Annotated in this window: 24 protein-coding genes and 1 other RNA gene; 4 read left to right on the plus strand and 21 right to left on the minus strand. The window is 59.9% G+C overall.

Annotated features, from left to right (window positions below):
• The first annotated feature begins 48 nt into the window (after window positions 1–48).
• Complete coding sequence (locus CFBP5499_RS09615; protein WP_080824697.1) at window positions 49–1,353, plus strand: MFS transporter; 1,305 nt, start codon at window positions 49–51, stop codon at window positions 1,351–1,353.
• 69 nt (window positions 1,354–1,422) lie between these two features.
• Here CFBP5499_RS09615 and CFBP5499_RS09620 read toward each other — a convergent pair whose 3' ends face one another.
• The 15 genes from CFBP5499_RS09620 to CFBP5499_RS09690 all read right to left on the minus strand — a co-directional run bounded on the left by CFBP5499_RS09620 (window position 1,423) and on the right by CFBP5499_RS09690 (window position 18,673).
• On the minus strand, window positions 1,423–2,232 hold the full coding sequence (locus CFBP5499_RS09620; protein ID WP_080824696.1) for a GGDEF domain-containing protein: 810 nt from the start codon (window positions 2,230–2,232) through the stop codon (window positions 1,423–1,425).
• 200 nt (window positions 2,233–2,432) lie between these two features.
• Complete coding sequence (murB, locus tag CFBP5499_RS09625) at window positions 2,433–3,398, minus strand: UDP-N-acetylmuramate dehydrogenase (protein WP_080824695.1); 966 nt, start codon at window positions 3,396–3,398, stop codon at window positions 2,433–2,435.
• On the minus strand, window positions 3,395–4,810 hold the full coding sequence (gene murC / locus CFBP5499_RS09630) for a UDP-N-acetylmuramate--L-alanine ligase (RefSeq protein ID WP_080824694.1): 1,416 nt from the start codon (window positions 4,808–4,810) through the stop codon (window positions 3,395–3,397). Before murC ends, murB begins: the two co-directional genes overlap by 4 nt.
• A complete protein-coding gene (gene murG, locus CFBP5499_RS09635) occupies window positions 4,807–5,943 on the minus strand; it encodes an undecaprenyldiphospho-muramoylpentapeptide beta-N-acetylglucosaminyltransferase (RefSeq protein ID WP_080824693.1) in 1,137 nt (378 codons plus the stop codon). Before murG ends, murC begins: the two co-directional genes overlap by 4 nt.
• A gap of 6 nt (window positions 5,944–5,949) precedes the next feature.
• On the minus strand, window positions 5,950–7,104 hold the full coding sequence (ftsW, locus tag CFBP5499_RS09640; protein ID WP_080824692.1) for a putative lipid II flippase FtsW: 1,155 nt from the start codon (window positions 7,102–7,104) through the stop codon (window positions 5,950–5,952).
• 4 nt (window positions 7,105–7,108) lie between these two features.
• The gene (gene murD / locus CFBP5499_RS09645) at window positions 7,109–8,518 is read right to left on the minus strand and encodes a UDP-N-acetylmuramoyl-L-alanine--D-glutamate ligase (protein WP_080824691.1); all 1,410 of its coding nucleotides are present in this window, start codon (window positions 8,516–8,518) and stop codon (window positions 7,109–7,111) included.
• Between the two features lie 3 nt (window positions 8,519–8,521).
• Entirely contained in the window at window positions 8,522–9,622 is a 1,101-nt protein-coding gene (gene mraY / locus CFBP5499_RS09650; protein WP_080824690.1) for a phospho-N-acetylmuramoyl-pentapeptide-transferase, read from the minus strand.
• Between the two features lie 23 nt (window positions 9,623–9,645).
• Window positions 9,646–11,079 carry a UDP-N-acetylmuramoylalanyl-D-glutamyl-2,6-diaminopimelate--D-alanyl-D-alanine ligase gene (locus CFBP5499_RS09655; protein ID WP_080824689.1) on the minus strand — a complete coding sequence of 478 codons (1,434 nt, stop codon included), beginning with the start codon at window positions 11,077–11,079 and terminating at the stop codon, window positions 9,646–9,648.
• Window positions 11,076–12,545 carry a UDP-N-acetylmuramoyl-L-alanyl-D-glutamate--2,6-diaminopimelate ligase gene (locus CFBP5499_RS09660; RefSeq protein WP_080824688.1) on the minus strand — a complete coding sequence of 490 codons (1,470 nt, stop codon included), beginning with the start codon at window positions 12,543–12,545 and terminating at the stop codon, window positions 11,076–11,078. The genes CFBP5499_RS09655 and CFBP5499_RS09660 overlap by 4 nt, the downstream gene beginning before the upstream one ends.
• Window positions 12,546–12,602: 57 nt before the next feature.
• A complete protein-coding gene (locus CFBP5499_RS09665; protein ID WP_080824687.1) occupies window positions 12,603–14,345 on the minus strand; it encodes a peptidoglycan D,D-transpeptidase FtsI family protein in 1,743 nt (580 codons plus the stop codon).
• Entirely contained in the window at window positions 14,345–14,905 is a 561-nt protein-coding gene (gene ftsL, locus CFBP5499_RS09670) for a cell division protein FtsL (RefSeq protein ID WP_080824686.1), read from the minus strand. The genes CFBP5499_RS09665 and ftsL overlap by 1 nt, the downstream gene beginning before the upstream one ends.
• Window position 14,906: 1 nt before the next feature.
• Complete coding sequence (rsmH, locus tag CFBP5499_RS09675; RefSeq protein WP_080824685.1) at window positions 14,907–15,932, minus strand: 16S rRNA (cytosine(1402)-N(4))-methyltransferase RsmH; 1,026 nt, start codon at window positions 15,930–15,932, stop codon at window positions 14,907–14,909.
• Between the two features lie 14 nt (window positions 15,933–15,946).
• The gene (gene mraZ / locus CFBP5499_RS09680; protein ID WP_080824684.1) at window positions 15,947–16,387 is read right to left on the minus strand and encodes a division/cell wall cluster transcriptional repressor MraZ; all 441 of its coding nucleotides are present in this window, start codon (window positions 16,385–16,387) and stop codon (window positions 15,947–15,949) included.
• A gap of 410 nt (window positions 16,388–16,797) precedes the next feature.
• Window positions 16,798–17,799, minus strand: coding sequence for an NADP-dependent oxidoreductase (locus CFBP5499_RS09685; RefSeq protein ID WP_080824683.1), 1,002 nt, complete (start codon window positions 17,797–17,799; stop codon window positions 16,798–16,800).
• A 58-nt stretch (window positions 17,800–17,857) separates the two neighbouring features.
• Window positions 17,858–18,673, minus strand: a complete 816-nt coding sequence (locus tag CFBP5499_RS09690; protein WP_080824682.1) for an oxidoreductase — start codon at window positions 18,671–18,673, stop codon at window positions 17,858–17,860.
• Between the two features lie 89 nt (window positions 18,674–18,762).
• Here CFBP5499_RS09690 and CFBP5499_RS09695 point away from each other — a divergent pair, with 89 nt between their 5' ends.
• Window positions 18,763–19,194 (plus strand): winged helix-turn-helix transcriptional regulator, encoded by a 432-nt coding sequence (locus CFBP5499_RS09695; RefSeq protein WP_080824681.1) that lies wholly within the window; start codon window positions 18,763–18,765, stop codon window positions 19,192–19,194.
• 45 nt (window positions 19,195–19,239) lie between these two features.
• Here the strand turns inward: CFBP5499_RS09695 and rnpB are convergent.
• The 6 genes from rnpB to CFBP5499_RS09725 form a co-directional block, all read right to left on the minus strand.
• An RNA gene (rnpB, locus tag CFBP5499_RS09700) (RNase P RNA component class A) lies at window positions 19,240–19,641 on the minus strand.
• Window positions 19,642–19,697: 56 nt separating this feature from the next.
• Window positions 19,698–20,888: an NAD(P)/FAD-dependent oxidoreductase gene (locus tag CFBP5499_RS09705; RefSeq protein ID WP_080824680.1), complete on the minus strand. Its 1,191-nt coding sequence runs from the start codon at window positions 20,886–20,888 to the stop codon at window positions 19,698–19,700.
• A 59-nt stretch (window positions 20,889–20,947) separates the two neighbouring features.
• On the minus strand, window positions 20,948–22,135 hold the full coding sequence (locus tag CFBP5499_RS09710; RefSeq protein WP_080824679.1) for an FAD-dependent oxidoreductase: 1,188 nt from the start codon (window positions 22,133–22,135) through the stop codon (window positions 20,948–20,950).
• Between the two features lie 91 nt (window positions 22,136–22,226).
• A complete protein-coding gene (locus CFBP5499_RS09715) occupies window positions 22,227–22,766 on the minus strand; it encodes a lytic transglycosylase domain-containing protein (RefSeq protein ID WP_080824678.1) in 540 nt (179 codons plus the stop codon).
• 248 nt (window positions 22,767–23,014) lie between these two features.
• Window positions 23,015–23,794 (minus strand): N-acetylmuramoyl-L-alanine amidase, encoded by a 780-nt coding sequence (locus tag CFBP5499_RS09720; protein ID WP_080824677.1) that lies wholly within the window; start codon window positions 23,792–23,794, stop codon window positions 23,015–23,017.
• A complete protein-coding gene (locus CFBP5499_RS09725; RefSeq protein WP_173987289.1) occupies window positions 23,791–24,531 on the minus strand; it encodes a J domain-containing protein in 741 nt (246 codons plus the stop codon). Before CFBP5499_RS09725 ends, CFBP5499_RS09720 begins: the two co-directional genes overlap by 4 nt.
• A 331-nt stretch (window positions 24,532–24,862) precedes the next feature.
• Between CFBP5499_RS09725 and CFBP5499_RS09730 the strand changes: the two genes are divergently transcribed.
• Together CFBP5499_RS09730 and CFBP5499_RS09735 are read left to right on the plus strand one after the other, a co-directional pair.
• Window positions 24,863–26,074, plus strand: coding sequence for a pyrophosphate--fructose-6-phosphate 1-phosphotransferase (locus CFBP5499_RS09730; RefSeq protein ID WP_080827264.1), 1,212 nt, complete (start codon window positions 24,863–24,865; stop codon window positions 26,072–26,074).
• Window positions 26,075–26,126: 52 nt separating this feature from the next.
• Window positions 26,127–26,762: a LysE family translocator gene (locus CFBP5499_RS09735; protein ID WP_080824676.1), complete on the plus strand. Its 636-nt coding sequence runs from the start codon at window positions 26,127–26,129 to the stop codon at window positions 26,760–26,762.
• The last annotated feature ends 114 nt before the right edge of the window (window positions 26,763–26,876 follow it).

Raw genomic sequence — 26,876 nt, forward strand, 5'->3', positions numbered from 1 at the left:
GCCTTCCTAAGGCATGACATTCCAATCATCTGAAATGGAACCCAAACCATGACTGACGCGGTATCTCGGGTATCGTCGACAGCTGGCAATTCGAACGTTGTAAAGACAAATTCGCCTGCACGAGTTCTCACTGCCAGCCTGGTCGGCACGACCATCGAGTTTTTCGATTTTTACGTTTACGCCACGGCCGCAGTGCTCGTGTTTCCGACATTGTTCTTCCCGAACAGCGACCCGACGACGGCGCTTCTGGCGTCCTTCGCCACCTTCTCCATCGCCTTTTTCGCCCGCCCGCTCGGCGCGGTCGTTTTCGGCCATTATGGTGACCGCGTCGGCCGCAAGGCAACGCTTGTCGCCGCTCTTCTGACCATGGGCGTATCGACGGTCGTGATCGGCCTTCTGCCGACCTATGAGACCGCCGGCGTTCTGGCGCCGCTATTGCTGGCGCTTTGCCGTTTCGGCCAGGGTTTCGGCCTTGGCGGAGAGTGGGGCGGCGCTGTCCTGCTCGCCACGGAAAACGCTCCTCCCGGCAAACGCAGCTGGTACGGCATGTTCCCGCAGCTGGGCGCGCCCGTCGGCCTGTTCCTCTCCTCCGGCGTATTCTGGATTCTGCTGCATTTCATGTCGCAGGAAGCGCTCTTGAGCTGGGGCTGGCGCATTCCCTTTGTCGCCTCGATCATCCTGATCGCTGTTGGCATGTGGGTTCGCCTGTCGATCACCGAAACGCCTGACTTCCAGAAGGCGATCGAAAAGGAAGACCGTGTGGCCGTGCCGATTGCGGAGCTGTTCCGCAACCACAAGCGCAGCCTCCTCCTCGGCACCTTCGTGGCGCTGGCCACGTTCGTGCTGTTCTATATCGGCACCGCCTATCTATTGTCCTACAACGTCAAGGTTCTGAAAATTCCGTTCCTCGACGCGCTGGAAGTGCAGATCCTCGGCTCCATCGTCTTCGGCATCTTCATCCCCATCGCCGGCAAGCTTGCCGAGAAATTCGGCCGTCGTGAAGTCCTGATCGTGACGACGATACTTATCGGCCTGTTCTCGTTCCTGCTGCCCAGCCTGATGACCGGCGGCGAAGGTTCGATCTTCGTCTTCGCGGCTCTGGCCATGATGCTGATGGGCATGACCTACGGTCTGATCGGAACGGCGCTCGCCGCCCCCTTCCCGACCCGCGTGCGCTACACCGGCTCGTCCATCACCTTCAACATGGCCGGCATCTTCGGCGCGTCTCTGGCGCCTTACATCGCCACATGGCTGCAGGTGAATTACGGCATGGGTTATGTCGGTTATTACCTCTGCGTATCGGCCCTCGTCACGCTGGCCTGCATTCTTCTGTCCCGCAAGGACGAAGTCTGATCTGAGACCATCGACAAAAAGAAGCCCGCGAAACCTTCGTTTCGCGGGCTTTTCCTTGTCTATTTCTGCTTAAGCCACCGCCTGGCGCCGCTCGACATGACCGCTCATACAGACGCGATTGCGTCCTCCGCCCTTGGCCTGATAAAGCGCAAGATCGGCATTGTGCATGACCTTGTCGAAGATTTCGGCGTCGCCGCGAAAGGCGACACCAATCGAAATCGTCACCGCAATGCGCAGATCCTGGTACTCCACCGGCGTCGCCGCAACGGCCGCGCGAACCCTCTCGCACATCTGCAGAAAAGCCAGCCGGCTGGTCTCCTGGACGACCACAAATTCCTCGCCCCCCAAGCGGGCGACATGCGCGGAAGGATCGGAATTCTCCCTTATCCGGCGGGCAACGCTTGAGATGACGAGATCACCGACGAGATGGCTGTACCTGTCATTCACTGATTTGAAATGATCGATATCGAGAAACGCGACACAATAGTCGCTGCCGAGTTTATCGCATGCCGCATAAAGGCCGAGCCGGTTGCTGAGGCCAGTCAGGGCGTCCGTATGGCTCAGATGCAGGAAGCGCTCGTGAGATTGCACGAGAATTTGTACTTCCCTGGCATTCAGCCAGCAGACCAGCAACGTCACCGTAAACGCCACAGCCCCGCCGAGCGTCACACCCAGCATGATGCCGTTGGCGAGATCGGTCACGAGCCCGAACTGCGCGAGAAGCGTCAGGCCACCCGTGCACATCAGGATGACAATGAGCGTCACGAGACAGGCGATACGAATGGAGAATTCCAGCGGTCCCAGCCGCCGCCGCCCCTCGAGCGTAGCGACCGAAAAACTCATCATCTCGATCGGTTTTTTCCAAAGACCCAACATCATGCTCAAAAGCACCTAGATCACGTATTTCCGTTAGTATTTCCTAATAAAAAACAATATAAAACTCAGAAACGGGACCTCATCCCGGCCGATCAAGTATCTACCTCGAAGATACAGCAAAAAACATTGATCGACCGTTACGATACACGAAACGGCCTGATCAACAGCAGAATTTTCTTGCAGCACGCAGCATTCACCGGGGCTTACGCCCCGAGGAACGGCTCTACTTCACGGCCCGGCATGAAAAGGCCAAGGCGCTTGATTTCCCATTCCAGCCGGATGCCCGATTTCTCGAACACACGCCTGCGGATGGTTTCGCCCAGATATTCCAGATCGTAGCCGGTCGCATGGCCGGTATTGATCATGAAATTGCAATGCAGCGACGACATCTGCGCGCCGCCGATGACCAGACCACGGCCGCCGGCCTCGTCTATCAGTTCCCAGGCGGAATGACCTTCGGGATTCTTGAAGGTGGACCCACCGGTCTGTTCGCGGATCGGCTGCACGGTTTCGCGGTGATGACGCACGGCGTCCATATCGGCGCGGATTTTCGTCTTGTCTTCCGGATAACCCTCAAACAGTGCACCGGTGAAGATCAGGCCCGCATCGGCGCCGGAATGGCGGTAGCTGTAGCCCATATCCGCGTTGGAAAGCACATGCTGGTTGCCTTGACGGTCGACCGCATAGACTTCCACGACCCGTTCACGCGTCTCGCCGCCATTGGCGCCGGCATTCATGCGCAGCGCGCCGCCGATGGAGCCGGGAATGCCGTAATAGAAATGGAAGCCGCCGATGCCATTATCCATGGCCATGGCCGCAATGTGCTTGTCCGGGCAGATCGCGCCGGCCTTGATGCGGTTTTCGCCCGCAAGTTCCACCGAGCCGAAGCCCTTGGCGGACAGGCGCACGACCACGCCCGGAATGCCGCCATCACGCACCAAAAGGTTCGAGCCGACGCCGACCACGGTCAACGGCACATCTTCAGGCAGAATTTTCAGGAAGGCGACCAGATCATCGGTATCGTGCGGCTGGAACATCACCTCCGCAAGACCGCCGGCTCTGAACCACGTCACCCGGTCCATGGGCGCATCCGGTGTCAGACGTCCCCTCAGTTCATTTACCCCGTCGCCGAGCCTCCCCAGCAATTTAACCCCATCGACCTGTCTCATTCAGACTTTCCTGATATGCTCTTCAATTCCGAAGGCAGCGCGGCTGCCCATTGCGTGATATTTCCAGCCCCCAAGAGAACCACAAAATCACCCGGATTCGCAATGGCTGCGACCTGCGACGCAAGGTCCTCCCGTTTTTCGAGGAAACGGGCATCGCGGTGGCCGGCGGCCTTGATGGCCGAAACCAGCGCTTCGGAGCTTGCGCCTTCGATTGGATCTTCGCCCGCAGCATAGACCGGAGCAAGGATAATCGTGTCGGCATCGTTAAAACAATGCGCAAAATCGTCAAACAGGCTGGAAAGGCGGCTGTAGCGGTGCGGCTGGTGCACGGCGATGATGCGGCCCTTGCAGGCTTCGCGCGCGGCCGCCAGCACAGCCTTGATCTCGACCGGGTGGTGACCGTAATCGTCGAAGACCTGCACGCCGTTGGCTTCGCCCGTCAGCGTGAAGCGACGCTTGACGCCGGCAAAGGAGGCAAGGCCCTTCTTGATGTCGGCTTCCGATATGCCGAGACGATTGGCCACAGCAATCGCCGCCGTCGCATTCGACACATTGTGGCGTCCGGGCATCGGCAGGACGAGATCCTTGAAGGAGAATATCTTGCCGGTGCGGCGGCGGCGGATTTCCACGTCGAAGATCGACCGCGTGCCATCAATGCGGACGTTCGAAAAACGCACATCCGCCTGCGGGTTCTCACCGTATGTGATGACCTTGCGGTCTTCGATCCGGCCGACCAGCGCCTGCACTTCGGGGTGGTCGAGGCACATCACGCCGAAACCGTAGAACGGTACGTTCTCAACAAACTGCCGGAAAGCGGCGCGCACGGCGTCGAAATTACCGTAATGATCAAGATGTTCCGGGTCGATATTGGTGATGACGGCCACATCGGCGGGCAGCTTCAGGAAGGTGCCGTCGGATTCGTCGGCCTCCACCACCATCCACTCGCCCTCGCCCATACGGGCATTGGTGCCATAGGCATTGATGATACCGCCATTGATCACGGTCGGGTCGAGATTGCCGGCTTCGAGAAGCGTCGCGACCATGGAGGTGGTCGTGGTCTTGCCGTGCGTACCGCCGATGGCGATGGCATTACGGAAACGCATCAGTTCGGCCAGCATTTCGGCACGGCGAACGATCGGCAGATGCTTTTCGCGCGCGGCGATGAGTTCCGGGTTGTTCTTCTTGATGGCGGTGGAAACGACCACGACCTCGGCATCACCGATATTGTCAGCGGTGTGGCCGACAAACACTTCGATGCCCTTGTCACGCAGGCGCTGCACATTGGCGCTATCGGACTGATCCGACCCCTGAACGCGATGGCCGAGATTGTGAAGCACTTCGGCAATGCCGCTCATGCCGATCCCGCCTATGCCGATGAAATGCACAAGGCCTATGGCTTTCGGCATCTTCATGCCCCAACTCCTTCACTATTCTTCTTGAATTCCTGTACGGACCGGCCGGAAGCAATCGCCTCCACCAGATCGGCCAGCACATCCGCCGCATGCGGTTTTCCGGTCGCCTTGGCCGCTGCTGCCGTTGCCGAAAGACGATCCGGCTCCGTAAGCGCCGATGACAACAGGCTGGAAAGCTTCTGCGGCGACAGTTCCGCCTGCTTGATGACGCTTGCCCCGCCCGCTGCCGAAAGTGCGGCCGCATTCGCCGCCTGATCATGGTCCAGCGCATGCGGATAGGGCACGAGGATCGACGGACGGCCGATCACAGAAAGCTCCGATACGGTCGATGCGCCCGAGCGGCTGATGACGAGATCGGCCTCACCGATGCGCGAGGCCATGTCGCCGAAGAAGGGCGAAACGTCAGCCTTCACGCCGAGCTTCTGGTAGGAGGCGATAACGCTGTCCTTGTCTTCGGGCCGGGCCTGCTGGGTCACGACGATGCGCTTGCGCTGCTCGTCCTTCATCAGGCAGATCGCCGCCGGAACGGCGCTGGAAAAGAACTGCGCGCCCTGGCTGCCACCAAAAACCACGAGCTGGAAGGTCTCACCCGTCTGCGAGGGCGTATAGGGAATTTCAGATGCCGACAGCACCGCTGGGCGCACCGGATTGCCCGTTGCAACCGTCTTGTCGGAATATTGGCCGTTGGCGGGCGGCAGGAAGCCGCCGGCAATCGCCTTCACGCGGGCAGCCAGCGCCTTGTTGGCGCGACCCATCACCGCATTCTGCTCGTGAATGATCGAGGGGACGCCAAGTCCGGTCGAAGCCAGCAGCGGCGGCACCGTGGGATAACCGCCGAAACCGACAACCGCAACCGGTTTCAGTTTCGTCACCAGCCGGCGCGCGGCGCGCAGGCCCACCCACAGCTTCCAGAGCGAACGCACGACCGAAATCGGGTTCTTCGAGCCGATGGTGGCTGATGGCACGACGTGAATTTCATCGGCCGGGAACTTGCCGGCATAACGCTCGGCGCGACTGTCGGTGACGAGATGCACCTGATAACCGCGTGCTTTCAGCGTATGCGCAAGCGCTTCCGCCGGAAACACATGGCCGCCGGTTCCACCGGCGGCAAGAAGAACAATACCCTTGCTCATGATCGTTTACTCCGCTGGAACGCCGGAACCGACGCGGAAGAAGCTGCGCTCCTGCGCCCGCTTTTCAGGTCTGTGGCGTGTCAGCGCCAGAAGGAAGCCAGCCGTGACGCAGATCGCCATCATCGACGAACCGCCATAGGAAATCAGCGGCAGCGTCATGCCCTTTGCGGGCATCAGCTCCAGATTAACGCCGATATTGATCATCGACTGCATGCCGATTTGAAGGACCAGACCGGCCACGGCAAAACGGCAGAAATCGTCTTTTTCCTTGAAAGCATGCGAAAGCCCGCGCAGCACGATGAAGGCGAAGATGGCGACGAGGAACATGCAGAAGACGATGCCGAATTCTTCCGCCGCCACCGAGAAGATGAAGTCCGTATGGCTGTCGGGAATGATGCGCTTGACGATGCCCTCGCCCGGTCCGCGACCGAACCAGTCACCACGAATGATCGCCTCGCGTGCGGTATCCACCTGAAACGTATCGCCCTCACCCGTCCAGAACCGGTCGATACGGCCTGCGACGTGCGGCAACATGAGATAGGCGGTCACAATACCACCGACGCCGAGGCCACCCAGCATGATGATCCAGAACCACGGCACGCCGGCCATGAAGAACATGCCGCCCCAGACGACCGATGTCAGGATCGTCTGACCAAAGTCCGGCTGGGCGATCAGAAGTGCGGCCACGATGCCGAAGGTGATGATGGCGAAGAGATTGCCCGGAATTTCAGGATGGCGCGCCCGCTCCGCAAAGAGCCAAGCGCAAACGATGACGAAGGCCGGTTTCATGAATTCCGAAGGCTGGATCGAGAAGCTGCCGATGGAAATCCAGCGCCGCGCGCCCTTGACCTCGATGCCGAAGAACAGCGCGAAGATCATCATCAGCAGTGCGGCAATCAGCATGATGACCGCCACACGCCTGACCTGCCGGGGTGACAGGAAGGAAAGGCCGACCATGATCGCCAGTGACGGCACCATGAACATCGCCTGACGTTCCACAAAGAAGAAGCTGTTGAGACCGATGCGCTCGGCAACCGCAGGCGACGCCGCAAAGGACAACATCAGGCCAATGCCCATCAGCGCGACGAACGCCGCCAGAAAGAAACGGTCGATGGTCCAGAACCACTCCGCGACCGGACCGCGATCAATTCGGCTTACCATGGCCTCAGCCCCCTTTTCCAGAGTGAACGAGCATCGTCATGCCATCGAGCGCCGCGACCTGCGCGACGAACGAATCACCTCTGATTTCAAAGTTCTTATATTGATCGAAGCTTGCGCAAGCCGGGGATAACATCACGATATTGCCCGCCGTTGCGTCTTTTTCCGCATCCGCTGCCGCGTGCTGCACGGCTTTGTCCAGCGTGCCGGATATTTCGTAGGGCACCGCCTCGCCAAGCGTCGCTGCGAATTCGGCCGCCGCCTCGCCGATCAGATAGGCCTTGGCGATACGCGGGAAGAGCGGCGAAAGGCTGGTGATGCCGCCTGCCTTGGGCAGACCACCGGCGATCCAGTAGATGCGGTCAAAACTCGAAAGTGCCGGTGCTGCCGCATCGGCATTGGTGGCCTTGCTGTCATTGACGAAGGTGACGTTGCCACGACGGCCCACCGGCTGCATGCGATGCTTGAGGCCGGGGAACGATTTGAGACCGGCGCGAATTTCCTCTTCAGAAACTCCAACGGCAAGACAGGCCGCAATCGCCGCCGCAGCATTCTGCGCATTATGGCTGCCGCGCAGGGTCTGGATACCATCGAGATCGACAAGCAGCGAAGACGTGCCGCCATGCGCCATGAGGATCCGGCTGCCTTCGGCATAGAGACCTTCTGAAACGACATTGCGCTTGGAGATGCGCTCCACCTTCACGCCGGCGCGCTCGATGCGATCGGCAATCAGTGTCGAATGGCTGTCATCCACGCCGACAATCGCAGTGCCGCTGCCGGCCACTAGCCGTTCCTTGACGTCGGCATAGTGCTGCATCGTGCCGTGCCGGTCGAGATGGTCAGGCGTCAGATTGAGCAGAATACCGGCAGTCGGATTGATCGTCGGAGCCAGATCGATCTGGTAGGACGAGCATTCCACCACGTAGAAACGTTGTGCCTTCGGCGGATCAAGGCTCAGCACCGCCGTGCCAATATTGCCGCCGAGCTGCGTATCACGGCCCGAAGCGTTGAGGATATGCGCGATCAGCGCCGTCGTCGTGGATTTGCCATTCGTGCCGGTGATGGCGATGAAGGGGCAATCCGGCGCATGCGCCCGCCGCTCACGGATGAAAAGCTCGATATCGCCGATCACTTCGACGCCCGCCGCCTTCGCAAGGTCCACCGACCAGTGCGGCTTCGGATGAGTAAGGGGAACACCCGGCGCCAGCACGAAGGAGGAAAAGGAAGACCAGTCGATCGTGTGGAGGTCCGCAGTCGCAATGCCCTCAGCCTCGGCCTTGGCGACGCTGTCGGGATTGTCGTCGAAAGCCACGACGTCAGCACCGCCGGCAACCAGCGCCCGGGCGGTAACGAGACCGGAACCGCCGAGCCCGAAGAGAGCGACTTTCTTACCCTTGAACGACGTGACCGGAATCATCGCTCACCTCAGCTTCAGGGTGGCGAGGCCGAGCAGTGCGAGGCCTACGGAGATGATCCAGAAACGGATCACCACCTGGCTCTCCGTCCAGCCCTTTTTCTCGAAATGGTGATGGATCGGCGCCATCAGGAACACACGGCGGCCGGTGCGTTTGAACCAGAAGACCTGGATGATGACCGAGAGCGTTTCCATGACGAAGAGACCGCCGACGATGACCATGACGATCTCGTGTTTGGTGGCAACCGCGATGGAGCCGATGAGGCCGCCGAGCGCCAGTGAACCCGTATCGCCCATGAAGATCGCTGCGGGCGGCGCGTTGAACCACAGGAAGCCGAGGCCAGCCCCGACCACCGCGCCGACGATGACGGCGAGCTCACCCGTGCCGGGCACGAAATTGATCTGCAGATAATTGGCGAAAACCGCGTTACCGGCGAGATAGGCGATCACCCCGAAGGTGGCGGCGGCAATCATGACCGGCACGATGGCGAGACCATCGAGACCATCCGTCAGGTTCACCGCATTGCCGGCACCAACGATGACGAAAGCGCCGAACAGCACGAAGAAATAACCGAGATTGATCACTAGCTCCTTGAAGAAAGGAAATGCGATGGAACTTCCGAGCGTGCCGCCATGCGGGGACGACGCAAGCGCCATCTTCATCATGAAAAACACGGCGATCGCCGCGATCAGGAATTCGATGCCGAGGCGGGCCTTGCCGGAAAAACCCTTGTCGCTCTGCTTCGTCACCTTCAGATAATCATCGTAAAAGCCGATGGCTCCAAAACCAAGCGTCACCATCAGAACGGCGACGACATAGACATTCGACAGGTCGCCCCAGAGCAGCGAACCGCCGAGGATGCCGGCAAGGATCATCAGCCCGCCCATGGTCGGCGTACCGGCCTTCTTGAAATGCGTCTGCGGTCCGTCAGCGCGGATCGGCTGGCCCTTGCCCTGGCGCACGCGCAGCGAGTTGATGATCGCCGGTCCGAACAGGAACACGATCAACGCAGAGGTGAACATTGCAGCACCCGCCCGGAAGGTGATGTACCGGAAGAGGTTGAACAGTTGAACTTTGTCCGACAGTTCGACGAGCCAGATCAGCATAATTGCCCTTTCAAAAGGCTATTTCAGACTTGGCGTTCCGTCTCGGGGAATGCCGGATACTTGTCAAGCAGGGCGGCGACAATCTTGCCGAAACCAAGCCCAAGTGACGATTTTACCATCAGCGCGTCTCCCGGTTGCACCCATTGCAGGGCAAAATCGGTGAGTTCCGCCGTCGTCGGAAACCAGATGACGGTGACGCTGTCCGGCAGCGCATCGCGAAGCGCGGCCATGGCCTCGCCCGCGAGCCAGACATGTTCGATACCGGCGGCGAGCAGCGGCCCGGCCAGCTCTTCGTGCAACTGCGCCGAAAACTCGCCCATCTCCAGCATGTCGCCGAGAACGGCGACGCGCCGGCCGTGACCCTGCGTTTCCGTCTCCGCCAGCACGGCAATCGCCGCGCGCATGGAGGCCGGATTGGCATTGTAGCTTTCATCGATCAGCAGGAAGGAGCCGCCATTAATCGTCAGGTGGTGGCGCTGGCCACGTCCCTTCACCGCCTCGAGCATTCCGAGCGCTTCGAAGGCGCGGTCGAGATTGGCGCCGGTGATGGCAACGGCACCAAGGACCGCCATGGCATTATCGGCAATGTGCCGGCCGGGAATGTTGATGTGCAGTTCGCTGGTTTCGCCGTTCAGGATCGCCCAGATCGTCGAACCCGTCGTCGTGCTCTCGAAATCCGCAAGGCGGAAATCGGCCTTGGCGTGCTGGCCGAAGGTAAGGATATGCTCGATACCTTCCTCCTGCGCCGCCTCTTCAAGCTGCTCGAACTGGGCATTGTCGCGGTTGAGGATGACCGAACCGCCATCTTCCACGCCTTCGAAGATTTCCGCCTTGGCGCTCGCGATCTCTTCGATATTCTGGAAATTGCCGAGATGGGCAGGCGCGATGGTGGTGATGATCGCTACATGCGGGCGGACCATCTTTACCAGCGGCCGGATTTCGCCGGAATGGTTCATGCCGATTTCGAATACGCCGAATTCCGTGTCCGCCGGCATGCGTGCGAGCGTCAGCGGCACCCCCCAATGGTTGTTGAAGGACGCGACCGCCGCATGCACCCGGCCCGAAGGGGCCAAAGCCTGCCGCAGCATCTCCTTGGTCGTCGTCTTGCCGACCGAACCGGTCACCGCGATGATGCGCGCCGACGTTCTTTCGCGCGCCGCAAGGGCAAGCTTGCCAAGGGCCGCGAGCACGTCTTCGACCACGATCATCGGCACGGTCAGGCGACCTAGCGCCGGCAGCTTGGCTTCGGCAACCACCAGGAGACCGGCGCCGTTGGCAACAGCGAAGCTGGTATAGTCATGACCGTCCACCCGATCACCCTTGATCGCGAAGAAGGCCTCACCCTGTTTGACCGTCCGGCTGTCGATGGAAATGCCGGTGATACCGGTCGGCAGGTTGCCCACGGGGCGTCCTGCCGTGATGGCGATCATGTCGGCGACTGTCCATAACCAGCTCAAATCTTCGATCCTTCCAGCCCCGCCAGTGCAGAGCGCACCTGTTCATGATCGGAAAACGGCAGCGTCACGGAGCCGACGATCTGCCCTTCTTCGTGCCCCTTGCCCGCAACGATCAGCGTATCGCCATGCGAAAGCATCGACACCGCGTGACGGATCGCCTCTGCCCTGTCGCCGATTTCCAACGCGCCGGCTGCTGCCGCCATGATCTCGGAACGGATCGTTGCGGCATCTTCCGAACGCGGATTATCATCAGTGACGATGACGATGTCGGAAAGCCGCGTCGCGACCTCGCCCATAATCGGACGCTTGCCCTTGTCGCGGTCGCCACCGCAACCGAAAACGGTGATGATGCGGCCGGAGGTGAAAGGCCGGACCGAGGTCAGCACGTTTTCCAGCGCATCCGGCTTGTGCGCATAATCCACATAGGCAAGCGCGCCGTTTTTCGTCTGGCCGACAAGTTCCAGACGACCGGCAGCGCCAATCAGCTTTTCAAGCGCCTTGAGCGCGGTTGCCGCGGCAACGCCGGTGGACATGGCAAGACCCGCGGCAACAAGCGCATTCGCAACCTGGAAATCACCCGCCAGGGGAATATCGACTTCAAAGATCACGCCGTCATGATGCACTTCGATCATCTGCTTGTGACGGAAATGCTCGACACGCTTCAGCGTTAGATATTGGCCCTTGCGGCCGACGGTACGCACTTCGAGACCTGCTTCGCGCGCCGCCTGGATTGCCTTGTCCGACCATGGATCGTCGGCGAAGATCACGGCGGGAGCGCCTTTTTCCATCAGCGTATCGAACAGCCGCATCTTCGCAGCCATATAGTCTTCGATGGTCGGATGATAGTCCATATGGTCGCGGCCAAGATTGGTGAAGCCGGCGGCGGAAAGCCTGACGCCATCGAGACGGCGCTGGTCGAGACCGTGGCTGGACGCCTCCATCGCCGCATGTGTGACGCCTTCGGCAGCAAGTTCGGCCAGAAGTGCGTGCAGCGTCACCGGATCGGGCGTCGTCAGCGCGCCATAATCCTCACGGCCGGGCGCGATGACGCCCGTGGTGCCGATCTGCGCGGCGGCATGGCCGGCAAAAGCCCAGATTTGCCGCACGAAGGAGGCGACGGATGTCTTGCCCGCGGTGCCGGTGACGGCAACCATGATATCAGGTTGTTTTCCGTAAAAGCGGGAAGCGGCGAGCGAGAGATAAAGCCGCGGGTCTGGAACGACCAGCACCGGCACGTCGACTTCCACGGCGTGCCCGGAAACAATGGCGACCGCACCTTTGGCAACCGCGTCCTTCACATAGGTCGCACCATCAGCCTTGGTGCCCGCAACCGCCACGAACAGACTGCCGGGCGCAGCCTTGCGGCTGTCTGCGGTGATCCCCCCGATTTCGATCGCCCCTGTTTCAGACAGGAGCAATTCATTCAATTCCGGAAACGCATTTCCGGATATATCTCGCAAATTCATCGACTGTGTCCGTCTTGTCCCCCCGGCGCGAATCGCCGGAACATCATAAGCTAACAATCAATAAGACACGAGCAAGGCCGAGCCATCCTTGCCGAACTTCGGCTTCACGCCCAGCACCGCCGCCGTGCGGGTGATGATATCGTGCACCATCGGTGCCGCGGACGTGCCGGCAAGCGCTGCGCCGTTGCCCTTGTCGGTCTTCGGCTCGTCGATAAAGGACAGCACCACATATTGCGGGTCGTCCATCGGGAAGGCCGACAGGAAGGCGTTGAAGTTCTTGTCGTGCACGTAACGTCCGTTGACGACCTTGTCGGCCGTGCCGGTCTTGCCGCCGACGTTGAAACCATCGACGCGCGCGTTGCGGCCGGAACCGTTGACACCATTCCACTCGAACAGGAAACGCATGTCCTTGCTGGCGCCCGGCTTCAGAACCTGCTTCGCCACCTGATCCGCCTGTTCGCGGGTACGCGGCAGGAATGTCGGCTCGATCAGCTTGCCGCCATTGACGAGCGCGGCACCGGCAACCGCCGTCTGCAGCGGTGTCGTGGAAACGCCGTGACCGAAGGAAATGGTGATGGAGTTGATCTTCTTCCATTCGCGCGGCTGGGACGGCAACGCCACTTCCGGCAGTTCGGTCTGCATGCGGGTCAGGAGGCCAAGCCTTGTGAGGAATTCCTTGTGGCCCTCGGTGCCAACAGTATCGGCGATCTTGGCCGTACCGATATTCGACGAATACTGGAAGATTTCGGGGACCGAGAGCATCCGGCCCTTGCCGTGGAAATCCTTGATGGTGAAGCCGCCGATGCGGATGGGGTAACGCGCATCGAACATATCGCCGAGACGGACACGGCCCGAATCGAGACCCATGGCAATCGTGAAGGACTTGAAGGTGGAGCCCATTTCGAACGTGCCGTTCGACATGCGGTTGAGCCAGCCTTCTTTCGCGCCTTCGGCCGGGTTGTTCGGATCGTAATCCGGCACCGAGGCCATGGCGAGAACTTCACCGGTATGCACATCCAGAACCACGGCACCTGCACCGATCGCCTGGAACTTGGCAATCGCCGCGGTCACGACTTCGCGCACGATGGACTGCACACGCAGATCGATCGAGAGCTTCACCGGCTCCAGCGGCTGATCGCTGGTCATGCCGAGCGCCGTCAGATCGGCAAGGCCCTGGCTGTCAACGTAACGTTCCATGCCGGCAACGCCGCGATTGTCGATATTGACGTGACCGACGACATGGGCGGCGGTCGGCCCGCCGGGATAAAAGCGGCGCTTTTCCGGGCGGAACCCGACGCCGGGAATGCCGAGCGCCAGAATCTGGCTCTGCTGCTTCGGCGTCAGCTGACGGCGCAGCCACTGGAAGCGCGAATTGGAGGTGAGCTTCTGATAGGTGCCACGCTGGTCAAGGTCCGGCAGGACGGTGCGCAGCTTCTCGATGGCCTCATCGATATCGACGATGCGATGTGGCTCGGCAAACAGCGAGACGGTGCGGATATCGGTGGCCAGCACCTCGCCGTTACGGTCGAGGAGATCGGGGCGCGACGCCATCAACCGGTCTGCGGGCGCGATGCTCGAAACCGTTTCCTGTTCCGCCATGCCATATTGCACCAAACGGCCACCGACGACGGCATAAAAGGCAATAAAGCCGAAAATGAGAAGGCCGACGCGGCTTTTCGCCTGGGCGGCGCGTCTTTTGCGGGCGCCCTCAAAAGCCGCATGATCCGTATAGACACCGGTGGTGCTGGCGGAAAAGTGAGCCTTGCTCTTCAGAACCATGACGCGGGAGAGAAAAGACATCAGCGGTTCACCGATCCTGTTATGGTTTCATCCATCTCGCCGGTTTCATCGCCAGCGGTGGCGGAAGCGACCGGTACAGGCGCCGGCGCCGGACGTGAAACGCGTGCGCGGGGCGTGGGCACCGGAACACCGTTCACGGCGATCTGACCGGCGGGCGGCGATTTGGGCTTCGAGGCACCACCCAGCGTAGCGCCCGGCTTGGAACCGTTGACGGCGGCGGCGATGACATCCTCGACGCTCATGCCCTCAGGTTCGGGCGGCTGCGGCAATTGCGAACGCAGCATGGGCAGTTCGCGCGGCTGCGCCAGTTGCGTCGGCAGCGTCGGCGAAAGGCCAAGCTCAGTCTGATAGGCGTTGACGAGGCGGTGCAGGCGGTTCGGCTGCGTCAGAAGCGCCCAGTCGGCCCTCAAAAGATCGATCGTATCCTTTTCAAGCTTGATCTCGGCCTCGAGCTTGCGGACCTCCTCAAGCTTCAGATCGGTCTTGTGCTTGATCGAATAGGTGACGACCGCCGCAGCGACCATCACACCCATCAAGACGACATCGAAAGTGCGCAGCATATCAGCCTCCCATCTTTTCAAGGCTGGCGAGATCGGGAAGCTCGAAGATCGAGAAATCCGCCGCCCGCGCCGATGCGGTGGTGCGCAGGCCGGCGCGCAACTTGGCGGAACGGGCACGCGGATTAAGCTCCGCCTCTTCCTCGCTGGCAGCGATCATGGGCTTGCCGATAGCATCGAAAATGGCGGGCTTGTCCTCCACCATCGGCAGATGCCGGGAACCGGCGGCCTTGCCCGAACGGTCGGAGAAGAATTTCTTGACGATACGGTCTTCCAGCGAATGGAAGGTGACGACGACCAGCCGGCCGCCGGGTTTCAAAACCTGCTCGGCGGCAAACAGGGCCTGCGCCAGCTCGCCCAGCTCGTCATTGACGAAAACACGCAGCGCCTGGAACACCCGCGTTGCCGGGTGAATCTTGTCCTTCGCCTTGCGCGGCGTAACGATTTCGATGAGACCAGCCAGATCGCGGGTGGTTCGGAAGGGCTCTTCCGCCCTCTTCTTCTCGATGGCGCGGGCAATGCGACCCGGCTGTTTTTCTTCACCGAGAAAACCAAAGATGCGAATGAGATCACCAACCTTCGCGCGGTTGACGACATCGGCCGCCGAAACACCGGAAGCGGACATGCGCATATCGAGGGGGCCGTTCTTCTGGAAGGAAAAACCGCGCTCGGCCTCGTCGATCTGCATGGAGGAAACGCCGATATCGAGAACGACGCCATCAAGCCCACCCTCGGGAGCGTGCCTGGCCAGATCGGAAAATTGCGACTGGATGAGGCTCAACCGGCCGCCATTGGCGGCAACCATGGCCTGGCCGCCTGCGATCGCGGTTGGATCGCGATCGAGCGCGATGACATCGGCGCCCTGGTCGAGAATCGCCTGGGTATAACCGCCGGCGCCAAAGGTGCCGTCGAGAATGATCTTGCCGGGTGCAGGTTCCAGCGCGGCAATGACTTCGCGAAGCAGGACCGGGATGTGACGCTGAGGTCCGCCATCGGCATCAGAAGATCGCCCGCCAGAATTCGCCGCCATTCCGTGTCCCCGTCCTATGCGGGGCGAGCAGCCGAAAAACCGCGCCCCGCTCTTGCTTCCGCCTGCGCCGCCAGAAACGCATTCGGTTGCCAAAGCTGAAAATGATCCGCTCGTCCAACGAAGGTGACATCGGTGGATATGCCGGTGAATTCCCGCACAAAATCCGTCACCATCAACCGACCTTCCTGGTCGAGCTTCATGAAAACGCCGCCGCCGTGAACCAGCAGCGACATCGCGTTCGCCTCTGGCGAGAAAGCATCCATGGACGCTATCTGCCGCTCGTAGCGCTCCAGCAGATCCGGACCGCCGACGCTGATTGCCGGAAAGGCGAAATCCTGAAGACAATAAAGCTCCTGAATGTCGCGCTTCGCCAGCACCGAACGAAACGGAGACGGAACCGAAACGCGCCCCTTGGCGTCGATCCTGTTCGTCACGTTCGATAAAAAGCGGTCCATTACTCAACTCGCCAAAACCGCATTCCGCGAAGCGAACCATCCACTTCACAGACGACACCGGTACGCACGACACATCGCCAAGCGCCAGGGCGACATGCCCTGCAGCAGCCCCTCGTAGGCTCCTCACTCGTTTCAGCGATTGCGGGTCAAAAACACGACCCAATGTGGTGTGCATTTGGGATATCATGGGACACTATGGGCGTCAATGGGATGAAGCCGGCACGATACCGACTTCGCATCGGAAATTCATAAGCCGTTAAGTTTAACGAATGGTTTACTTCATCCGCTGGGACGTTTTTTCCCGGCACGCGCAAGCGCGGTGAAATCACCGTTTTTCTTTTGAAAACAAGGAAATGGTTTTTAGGGAGGCCTCCGCGATTGATCCAACCGCAAAGGCCACAGGCCGGACGTCACTTTACCGCAATGACGACCTTCCCCTTTGCACGGCCCGTCTGGACATGGTCCAGTGCCTCGTTGGTCTTCTCGAACGGAAAGACCCGGTCCACCACGGGGCGTATATCGCCCGCCTCGATCAACGAGGTAATCTTTTCGAGCTGGCCGCCATTCGCGGTCATGAAGAGGAAAGAATAGCTGACCCCCAGCCGCTTCGATTTTCTCCTGATGCCGGAACTTAGCAGGCGCATGACCTGTCGAAGCGGCCAACCTAAGCCATTCTGCCGCGCGAAATCCGGATCTGGTGGGCCGGAAATCGAAATCAGCTTCCCGCCAGGCTTCAGCACCGCAAGGGATTTTTCCAGCGTGTCCTTTCCGAGGCTGTTCAGCACCACGTCATAGCCCCGCAGCACTTTTTCGAAGTCATCCTTCTTGTAATCAACCACACTGTCTGCACCGAGACTTTTCACGAGATCAATATTTCCCGTGCTCGTGGTTGTGGCCACATATGCTCCGAGATGTTTGGCAAGCTGGATCGCGACAGTGCCCACGCCGCCCGAGCCGGCATGGATCAAGACCTTCTGTCCCTTTTGCAGGTTGGCTCGCTCGACAAGCACCTGCCATGCTGTCAGGGCGACGAGCGGTATGGATGCCGCCTCTTCCATGGTCAGATTGTTCGGCTTCAACGCCACGTCGGCCTCGTCTATGGCGATGTACTCGGCAAATGTCCCGATCCGCCCCTGAGCCGGGCGTGCATAGACCTCATCACCGGGCTTGAATTTGCGGACATTCGCGCCGACCCGAACCACGACGCCCGCGACATCGTTGCCCAGCACCAGCGGAAGGCGGTATGGCAGGATGAGCTTGAACTCACCGTCCCTGATTTTATTGTCCAGAACATTCACGCTGGCGGCATGAATTTCGACCATGACATCGTTGTCGCGCAATTCCGGTTCGGGGCTATCGCCGAACCGGAGGGGACCGCCTTTGGCGTAGCGATCGATCAGGAATGATTTCATCGGACTGACTTTCGTTTCTGTGGTGAGCCGGCAGCACCGGCACTGCGATGATGAAAACTCAATCGGGCAGCCTGTTGAACTTCCGAAGGTTCTTGTCGACGACGGACTCGGGCAGAAAGCGGCGGATAAAGCGGACCTGCCCCGCAGCTTTTCCGGCAGTATAACGCCTTTTGGGCGATGTCGCGTTGGCGGCCTTGAGGACGGCCTTAGCAACCACTTCGGGTGCATCACCTTTTTCAACGATCTCGCGCATGAATTTTTCCGCATCGGTGCGAACAGTATCGTAAACGGCAAGCGGCCGGTCCGGTCGCGTGAGGTTCTCTTCGAAAGACGTTCGGGTTACACCGGGTTCGACAAGCACGATGCGGATACCCTGCGTTCGCACCTCGTGGTCAAGGGATTCCGAATAGCCTTCGATGGCATGCTTGGTAGCTGCGTAAAGCGCATTATAGGGAGCGGGAATCAGCCCGAGTATGGAGCTGAGATTGACGATCCGGCCTCGACGCTGCCGTCTCATGACGGGCAGGACCGCATTTGTCATTCTTATGACGCCGAATACGTTGACGTCGAACACGGCCTTCGCCTGTTCCGTCGAGGATTCCTCAGCGCCGCCAAGCAGTCCGATCCCGGCATTATTGACGAGAAGATCGATCCGCCCTGCGCGGCTCAGAACCTCGTCGACGGCGCGCTGCACGGATGCATCGTCGCTAACGTCGCAGATCAGCATCGTGATCCCATCCGCCGTATCGGGCATCGGCTTCCGGCTCGTGCCGAAGACACGGTAGCCATCACGCCGCAGCGCCTGCGCCGTCACCAGACCTATGCCCGAGGATGCGCCCGTGACCAGGGCGATGCCGCGTTCTTTATCACTCATTTTCTTCCGCTTTCATTTTATCGTGGAACATTGATGAGCAATCAGTTACTATCAAATCAGTATCAAGTCACTACTAAAAAGATATCGACATGAAAAAACTTTCTGACCAACCCTGCCTGATTGCCCGCAGCCTGGCGATTGTGGGGGACGCATGGAGCATGCTGATCATGCGCGACGCCCATGCGGGACTGACCCGTTTCGATGATTTTCGCAAAAGCCTCGGGATCGCACCGACGATGCTGACGGGGCGGCTTTCATCGCTGACGGAAGAGGGACTGCTGGTAAAACGCCGTTATTCCGAGCGTCCGCCACGAGACGAATACGTGCTGACGGAAGCTGGCCGCGACTTTTTGCCAGTGCTGTTTGCGATCGGCGCCTGGGGGCGCAAACATCGTGGCGGCGGCGAGGTGACCCGGTTCTTCGACGCCGAGACCGGAACGGAGATCGATGCCGTCACCATCGACAGTGCGACCGGCGCGCCGGTCGGAACCCGCCCTATTCGTGTCGCGATGCCTCAATGATTCGCCCGCGAGAGGCGAAAGATGCGGCACCGCGCGGGCAGGAAATTCGCCAGTTGGCCTGTAAGCCGGGTTCTGTATGGCCCCGGTTTGACCCGGAACGTGGCAGCCATTCATCTGGGACGGCATTTGCATGCCGCCTCTCGCAACCCACCCGGATGACGGGCCCGGAAACCGGCTGTGAACGGGCTTTCGCCCGCCCCGTGTCATCCCTATTCGGTCTTGCTCCCGGTGGGGTTTACCTTGCCACCACTGTCACCAGCGGCGCGGTGGGCTCTTACCCCACCCTTTCACCCTTACCATGCAAAGCATGGCGGTTTGCTCTCTGTGGCACTTTCCCTGGGGTCGCCCCCGCCGGACGTTATCCGGCACCGTATTTCCGTGGAGCCCGGACTTTCCTCACCTTACCGTCTTTCGACATTGGTAAAGCGCGGCTGCCCGGCCAACTGGCATGGGCTGCATAACCATGTTCTGGAGTGAAAGCCACCGAAAAGCGACGGCAAAGATCAAAGAAATGCCGGCTTGAAATCCGTAGTGAAGGCATCATCGGCGATTTTTCCGTCCCGCAGCAGCAGAGCACCCAGCCGCCCAATCTCATCGGAACTCTTGGCCGCCGTGCCGTTACCGCCGGTCAGAACCGCAATGCGCGGCGAGGCGGTAAAGCCAATGGCCGGATAGCCGCTCTTCGTCTTGGAGACGATGCAGGCGGCCATCGAGACACGCGAGAGATCAACGGAAGGCACCAGCGTGCCCACGATCTCCGAAAGGTGGTCCCGCACGCTTTCCCGTCCGCCGGAACGGAACCATTCCCGGATTTCCGGGTCACTGCCGACCCTTTTATCATCAGGATCACCGCCGATTTTCAGGTAAAATTTGCCGTCGGGATAACGCACCGGCGGCAGCAGATAGATATGTTTCGTCGTATCGCGCGGCTCATAGATCAGCGACGGCATGCCCGCATATTGCCCAAGGTCACCCTCATCAATCTCGAAGAAAGCGACGGTGCGGGCATAAACATCAAGCCCGACCGGCTGCGGCAGCAAATCCCTGGTGATGGAGAAGCCACCGGCCGCCACCAGTACCTGGTCTGCGGTATAAACCGCGCCCGAAGCCGTCTGCACGCAGGCGCGGCCATCCTCTTCCCGCGTCGAGACGACGATATCGTCGATCAGAGTAACGCCCGCCTTTTCCGCTAATATGGCCTGCGCTTTCACCAGCGCGCGCGGGTTGACGTAACCGGCATTGTCCCTCTCGAACACGCCTTCGCACCCTTGTTCGAAGGAGAAATAGGGAAAGTGGCTTTTCAGGCTCTGATCATCCAGCAGTTCCGTGGAAACGCAGAGCCGAGCCGCCGCCTTGAGAACATCGTCGACAAAGGGATTGGCGTCGCCCCGTTGAGGTCCCACCATCAGGCAACCGACCGGCGCGTAAAATTCGACACCGCTGCGTGTGGCAATATCGGCATAACGCGCGATGGAGCGGTTGGCGAGCAAGGCCCAGTCGGCATCGCCATCGATGGTGCGGGTAATCCGCGCTTCATCGTAATGGCTGGCGAAAACACCTTGATGCGACTTTACATCGGCAGGTTCGCCAGGACCGATCAGCGCCACACCCTCCACAGTTTCCGCCAGATGGCGGGCAGCGGCTGCACCCATCATGCCGCGACCGACGACGATATAATTGAAATGCCCCGACATGCCGCCCTCTTTACCCGTTCCGTTTAGCCGCATTCTTGTAGCTGCTTCCCTCGGGAATGTCAGACGAAAACCGGCGCCATTTCGGCGGCGAATTCATCCTCTGTCAGCTGACCGTTGAGAAGCAGCTGCGCGCCGAGTCGCCCGATCTCGTCCGAAGACTTGGCGGAAACGAAATTGCCACCGGTCAGAACCGCGATATTGGAGGATTGCGTATAGCCGATATAGGGATAACCGCTGCGGGTGATCGAGGCGACACAGGAACCGGACGTGACCGGGCAGCCGGCCAGCTCCGGCATCAGCGACAAGGCTTTTTTCGTCAGGAAATCCACCTCATCAGGCGTGCCGTCCGAGTGGAACCAGTCCACCGCTTGGACAAGCGTTTCAAGCCTGCCCTTTTCGCTTTCGCCGCCAATTTTGAGATAGACCTTGCCGTCGGGATACAGCACCGGCGGCAGGATATAGACGATATCGTCCTCGGTTTCCGCCAGGACGATCGTCGAGGGCATCGCCCTAAACAGCGCCTGCCTTGCCTCATCCAGTTCGAAGAACACGATGGTGCGGCCCGTCGCCGCCATATCGACCGAAGACGGCAGAAGCTCCGCCATATTGGTGAAACCACCTGCCGCGACGATGACCTTATCGGCCGTATAGGTGGCCCCTTCCCGCGTCATGACCTCGACGCCACGGGAAGTATCGCGGACATGCCCTGCCGTCTCGCGCACAAGCCGCGCACCCTGCGCTTCGGCAATCGCGCATTGCGCCTTCACCAACGCCCGCGGATTGATGTGGCCGGCATTGCTGGCCTCGAAATAACCGCCGTGATCGGCAGGCAATGAGAACATTGGAAAGCGGCCTGGGAGCGCTGCATTGCCGAGTGTTTCCACCTCAAGACCGAGGAGATCTGCCGAGTAAAGTGCGCGCGATACATAGTCTCCCGCAAGCCCTTTACCGTTGCCGGTAAACAGGCAGCCCGCTTCGGTGAAGAACCGAATGCCGCTTTTCGCCTCGATCTCGGCATAACGCCGGATCGAGCGCTGCGCGAGTTCGGCCCAGACCGGATCGCCGTCAAACCCGCGAGTGATACGCGCCTCATCGTAATGGCTTGAAAACACACCTTGATGTGTCTTGCGATCGGCGGGTTCGGCCGGCCCGATCAGCGCCACGCCATCCGTTTGCACTGAGAGATGCCGCGCCGCGGCCGCTCCCATCATCCCGGCCCCGACCACGATATATTTGAAATCCGGCATGTCATGCTCCGTATCAGATTTGTTTCTGACTACAGCATGCCGGCCCGAACCGGAATCGCTTTTCGCAATTTCGCAGACGATCGCGGCGGCCTCAGCTCGCCAGCAGCGCCTGCACCTTGCCGCAATAACGCTTGGATACCGGGTTCATGCGTGTGGCGCCGTGGCCGGCATTGTAACGCAGGATGGTGCTGCAAACTTCACCGCCGCCAAGCTGATGCGCCGTCGCCAGATATTGCATGCCCCAGCGAATATTGGTCTCGGGATCATAGAGCGCCTTGGTCGTGCCGCGAAAACCCATCATCCGCGCCGTTGCCGGCTTGATCTGCATCAGCCCGACTTCACCGGCGCTGCCACGGGCCTTGGGGTTGAACTTGCTTTCCACCGAAACCACGGCATGCGCCAGATTGGTGGGAACGCCGTAACGCTTGGCATATTTGACGATCAGCTCGGAATAGCCGTTCTTGAGCGACGAAGGCAGGCTTTTTTCGGGAATGGGATAACCGGGCTTGCGGATGAAGGTCTCCAGCGTCACGGTCTTGGTCTTGACGTCCTCGTCTTTGGCAAAAGCAATCCCCGCCTGCGAGGCGAGCGCAACAACGCCCGCCGCGACAGCAATAACAAACCTGTTCATATGTAGAAAAAGTCTCCAGATCGAACGACGGGAACAATGAAGCGGCACAAATATTCAACGCCCGGAAAGTCGATCGCGACTTTCCGCTGTCCAGTCTCCTTGATTGATATTGACGGTATGTTCCCCTGAAGAACGCCACCGCATACAGTGACGTTCTTAGACTTCCTCAATGCGGATTAACTGTGGCACAACAAAAAAAGCGACTTGAAGACGCCGGAAAAGCGGGAATGCTTTTCCAGAATCGGCGCTCAGCTGGCCGAAAATCTCGGCAGGCTGCCAATCAACCGGTGCAATGTGTCGATGGTGGAGAAATCCGCGATGCCATCCACCAGAGCGGGCCGGAAATGCCGCTGAAAGGCGGCCACGGCGCCTTCGGTTTTTTCGCAATAAGCGCCTGTAATTTCAACGCCATATCCATAGATGGACAGCATCGACTGCAGCGCTTCGACCGGCTGGCCATGGTCACCGCGCTGGAAAAAGCGTCCACCGCGGATCGGCGCGGGCTCCACCCAGTGGCCGACACCGTGCTGCGACAGGATGTCCCACGGGAATTTTTCGCCCGGATCGACCTTGCGGATTGGCGCGACATCCGAATGAGCAAGCACCCTTTCCGGGGCGATAGACCAGCGCTGGCCGCAATCGCGACACAATTCGATGACGGCAGCCACCTGCTCTTTCGGGAATTCCGGCAAGCCGCCGGGATGACCCTGATTGGCGATCTCGATGCCGATGGAGCGGGAATTGATGTCTTGATCCCCCGCCCAGGTGCTTTTACCCGCATGCCAAGCGCGACGGGTTTCCGGAACCATCTGGATCACGCGGCCGTCTTCGAAAACGAAATAATGGCTGGAAACCTGGCTTTCCGGATTGCAGAGCCACGAAAGGGCACCATCCGCAGTGGTCATACCAGTGTAGTGGAGAAGAATGATATCGGGGCCGGCCACATCAAGCCTGTCGCCATGGTTAGGCGAAGGCGCAACGGCTGCGCCCCCGAAATCCGGGGTAAAATCCGGCAGACATTCATTCATGCGACGCGGCGTTCTTTCTCGATGGCCGCATAGGCGGCGTTGAGAGCCGCCATACGCTCATTTGCTGCAGCATGCAATTCCATCGGCACGCCGCGTGCGATAAGCTTGTCCGGATGGTGTTCGGCCACCAGCGAACGGTAACGCTTGCGAATATCCAGGAAGTCGTCCGAGGGCGAAACGCCAAGTACGCGGTAAGGATCGCGCCCGTCCATATGGACATGCCGCGCCATGATCGTTTCGAAGTGATCTTCAGTGATATGGAAGATTTCGGCGATACGGCCGAGGAAGGCCAGTTCCCGCTCGTGGATCAGCCCGTCGGCCTTGGCAATGTGGAACAGGCCGTCGATGACGCTTTCCAGCATCTCGCAATTGGCGTGACCGGAACCGCACAGACCCGCGAGCCGCTCCGCATAAGCCTCGTAACCGGCGACGTCCTGACGCGCAAGGTTATAAAGACGGGCAACGTTCTTGGCTTCTTCTTCCGGGAAATCGAAAATCTGCCGGAAGGCACGAACCTCGGCATCGTTGACCACGCCATCAGCCTTCGCCATCTTGGCGGAAAGTGCGATGATGGCCACGGAAAAGGAAACCTTGCGGCGGGTTTCCGGGTCGCCCTCGAAAAGCGTGCGGATCGCTTCTACAACGCGCCCGAGCGCATTCCCAGCCGCGTCGCCGATTGCGCCGAGCAGCCGTTCCCACAGGGATGAAATTTGCAGACAGGCGAAATCAAACATCATGCTGGCAAGCATGACGGGATATTGCCGCGAATGCAATATGCTCGGCGGCCCGGCGGCATTAACTTTTATTCATCTTTGCGACAGTTTTGCTTCAGGAACAAGAGCCGGGCGAAAGGCGCAGGCGCGGTTTTCCACAGGCATGGCAGGCGGAGGTATCCACGCAGTCGCGCTGATGCGGATTGAAACGATTATATTCGACTGGTTTCGTCAAGCCGCTGAAAAACCGCGAGAAATCGGCGTTTTTCTTGATAAATTCACTTTACACCTACACGCGGCTGTCGCATCCATTTGCCAGACATGTCTTTGGGTATACGTGAAAAGGAGAGCCATGATGGCCAAACAGAAAGTCGCAATGCTGACCGCGGGTGGCCTTGCGCCCTGTCTCTCTTCGGCCGTTGGCGGCCTGATCGAACGCTATAGCGACATCGCGCCTGAAATCGACATCATCGCTTACCGCTCCGGTTATCAGGGCGTGCTTCTGGGCGACCGCATCGAGATCACGAAGGATATGCGCGAAAAGGCGCATCTGCTGCATCGTTACGGCGGGTCGCCGATCGGCAACAGCCGCGTCAAGCTCACAAATGCCGCCGATTGCGCCAAGCGCGGCCTCGTCAAGGAAGGCGACAATCCGCTGCGCGTCGCCGCTGAACGGCTGGCGGCTGACGGCATCACCATTCTCCACACCATCGGTGGCGACGATACCAACACGACCGCCGCGGACCTTGCCGCTTACCTTGGCGCCAATGGTTACAACCTCACCGTCGTCGGCCTGCCGAAGACGGTGGATAATGACGTGGTGCCGATCAAGCAGTCGCTCGGCGCCTGGACGGCCGCCGAAGTCGGCGCCGCCTTCTTCGACAATGTCAGCAACGAGCAGAGCGCGGCACCGAAGACCTTCGTCATCCACGAAGTCATGGGCCGCCATTGCGGCTGGCTGACGGCAGCAACCGCCCGCGCCTATATTCAGAAGACCAGTGGCAATGAATATGTCGAAGGCCTGATGATGAACAGCCATATGAAGAGCATCGACGGCATCTACCTGCCGGAAATGGCCTTCGACATCGAGGCCGAAGCCGAGCGACTCAAGGCTGTCATGGACAAAAACGGCTATGTGACGCTGTTCGTCTCGGAAGGTGCCGGCCTTGATTCGATCGTTGCCGAGCGCGAAGCCTCCGGCGAAGCCGTCAAGCGCGATGCCTTCGGCCATGTGAAGATCGACACCATCAACGTCGGCGGCTGGTTCCAGAAACAATTTGCCGGCCTCATCGGCGCAGAGCGCTCCATGGTGCAGAAATCGGGCTATTTCGCCCGCTCCGCACCCGCCAATGGCGACGATCTTCGCCTCATTCAGGGCATGGTCGATCTGGCGGTCGAAAGCGCACTCAACAAGGTCTCCGGCGTCACCGGCCATGACGAAGACCAGAATGGCAAATTGCGGACCATCGAGTTTCCGCGTATCAAGGGCGGAAAGCATTTCGACCTCTCTGCAAAATGGTTTACCGAAGTGATGGAACACGTCGGTCAGCCGTTCACAGCGGCCTGATTTTACGATAGGCTAAAATAACGCGGTGACAGGGAGGGCAAGGAGGAAGAGAATGTCTGGACAGGCGTGGCTGATTTTCTGTGCAGCATGTGCCGTTGTGTTCGCACTCCCCTCTCCCCTTGTATTCTCTGTCGCCTCTTATGCCGCCATTCGCGGCAGGAAGACGATCTTCGCCTCCGTTGGCGGCGGCGCGCTTGGCATCGTCACGGCCATGACGATTTCCGCCATTCCGGTGGCCGGTCTCGTCTATCTGCCGCAATCCTTCGTCGAAATCGTGCAATGGGCGGGAATCGGCTGGCTGATGCTGTTCATGTTATGGACTTTCGCCACGCCTGCAGCCCAGGCGGCCAACGCCGACAATGACAATCTGCCGGGCAAATCCTGGAGCGGCATTTTCCGCGATTGTTACGCCATTGCCGCCCTGCGCCCGCGCTATTTCGCTTTCTTCCTCGCACTGTTGCCGCAATTCGTTTCCACCACGGGCAATGCCGTTGAAACGCTCGCCATGGCGCAGGCAGCGATCCTTGTTCTGACATGTGTGATTCTGGCTGCGCAGGCCATGTTCGCCGGCCAGACGCTGGCGCTGGTGCGCCGCATGTCCGGCGATAGAAAAATCCGGCCGAAATACCGCACACACTTCATTTCCGGCCGCGCCGTCAGTGCCGGATACAGGCGCATCGCGGCCTGAAAATTAACCTGAAAGTCGGGGCGACACGTCCCGGCTTGCCGCTTTCCTTACAATAGGTTAATGAAGGCGCGACGGGACACTGCCTGCTTCGCTTGACGCGGGGGTATCGAGAGA

Origin of the sequence: Agrobacterium tumefaciens (genome assembly GCF_005221325.1) — a bacterium.
GTDB lineage: Bacteria > Pseudomonadota > Alphaproteobacteria > Rhizobiales > Rhizobiaceae > Agrobacterium.

What these genes read in the sequence shown, in the direction of transcription:
- CFBP5499_RS09725 (WP_173987289.1), bottom strand. Translation starts at nt 24,531, where the DNA reads ATGATGTTTGATTTCGCCTGTCTGCAAATTTCATCCCTGTGGGAACGG.
- CFBP5499_RS09730 (WP_080827264.1), top strand. Translation starts at nt 24,863, where the DNA reads ATGGCCAAACAGAAAGTCGCAATGCTGACCGCGGGTGGCCTTGCGCCC.
- ftsW (WP_080824692.1), bottom strand. Translation starts at nt 7,104, where the DNA reads ATGGTAAGCCGAATTGATCGCGGTCCGGTCGCGGAGTGGTTCTGGACC.
- murG (WP_080824693.1), bottom strand. Translation starts at nt 5,943, where the DNA reads ATGAGCAAGGGTATTGTTCTTCTTGCCGCCGGTGGAACCGGCGGCCAT.
- CFBP5499_RS09615 (WP_080824697.1), top strand. Translation starts at nt 49, where the DNA reads ATGACTGACGCGGTATCTCGGGTATCGTCGACAGCTGGCAATTCGAAC.
- murD (WP_080824691.1), bottom strand. Translation starts at nt 8,518, where the DNA reads ATGATTCCGGTCACGTCGTTCAAGGGTAAGAAAGTCGCTCTCTTCGGG.
- murC (WP_080824694.1), bottom strand. Translation starts at nt 4,810, where the DNA reads ATGAAGATGCCGAAAGCCATAGGCCTTGTGCATTTCATCGGCATAGGC.
- mraZ (WP_080824684.1), bottom strand. Translation starts at nt 16,387, where the DNA reads ATGGACCGCTTTTTATCGAACGTGACGAACAGGATCGACGCCAAGGGG.
- CFBP5499_RS09705 (WP_080824680.1), bottom strand. Translation starts at nt 20,888, where the DNA reads ATGTCGGGGCATTTCAATTATATCGTCGTCGGTCGCGGCATGATGGGT.
- CFBP5499_RS09735 (WP_080824676.1), top strand. Translation starts at nt 26,127, where the DNA reads ATGTCTGGACAGGCGTGGCTGATTTTCTGTGCAGCATGTGCCGTTGTG.
- CFBP5499_RS09695 (WP_080824681.1), top strand. Translation starts at nt 18,763, where the DNA reads ATGAAAAAACTTTCTGACCAACCCTGCCTGATTGCCCGCAGCCTGGCG.
- mraY (WP_080824690.1), bottom strand. Translation starts at nt 9,622, where the DNA reads ATGCTGATCTGGCTCGTCGAACTGTCGGACAAAGTTCAACTGTTCAAC.
- CFBP5499_RS09685 (WP_080824683.1), bottom strand. Translation starts at nt 17,799, where the DNA reads ATGAAATCATTCCTGATCGATCGCTACGCCAAAGGCGGTCCCCTCCGG.
- CFBP5499_RS09690 (WP_080824682.1), bottom strand. Translation starts at nt 18,673, where the DNA reads ATGAGTGATAAAGAACGCGGCATCGCCCTGGTCACGGGCGCATCCTCG.
- CFBP5499_RS09620 (WP_080824696.1), bottom strand. Translation starts at nt 2,232, where the DNA reads ATGATGTTGGGTCTTTGGAAAAAACCGATCGAGATGATGAGTTTTTCG.
- CFBP5499_RS09720 (WP_080824677.1), bottom strand. Translation starts at nt 23,794, where the DNA reads ATGAATGAATGTCTGCCGGATTTTACCCCGGATTTCGGGGGCGCAGCC.
- murB (WP_080824695.1), bottom strand. Translation starts at nt 3,398, where the DNA reads ATGAGACAGGTCGATGGGGTTAAATTGCTGGGGAGGCTCGGCGACGGG.
- CFBP5499_RS09660 (WP_080824688.1), bottom strand. Translation starts at nt 12,545, where the DNA reads ATGAATTTGCGAGATATATCCGGAAATGCGTTTCCGGAATTGAATGAA.
- ftsL (WP_080824686.1), bottom strand. Translation starts at nt 14,905, where the DNA reads ATGCTGCGCACTTTCGATGTCGTCTTGATGGGTGTGATGGTCGCTGCG.
- CFBP5499_RS09710 (WP_080824679.1), bottom strand. Translation starts at nt 22,135, where the DNA reads ATGCCGGATTTCAAATATATCGTGGTCGGGGCCGGGATGATGGGAGCG.
- rsmH (WP_080824685.1), bottom strand. Translation starts at nt 15,932, where the DNA reads ATGGCGGCGAATTCTGGCGGGCGATCTTCTGATGCCGATGGCGGACCT.
- CFBP5499_RS09715 (WP_080824678.1), bottom strand. Translation starts at nt 22,766, where the DNA reads ATGAACAGGTTTGTTATTGCTGTCGCGGCGGGCGTTGTTGCGCTCGCC.
- CFBP5499_RS09665 (WP_080824687.1), bottom strand. Translation starts at nt 14,345, where the DNA reads ATGTCTTTTCTCTCCCGCGTCATGGTTCTGAAGAGCAAGGCTCACTTT.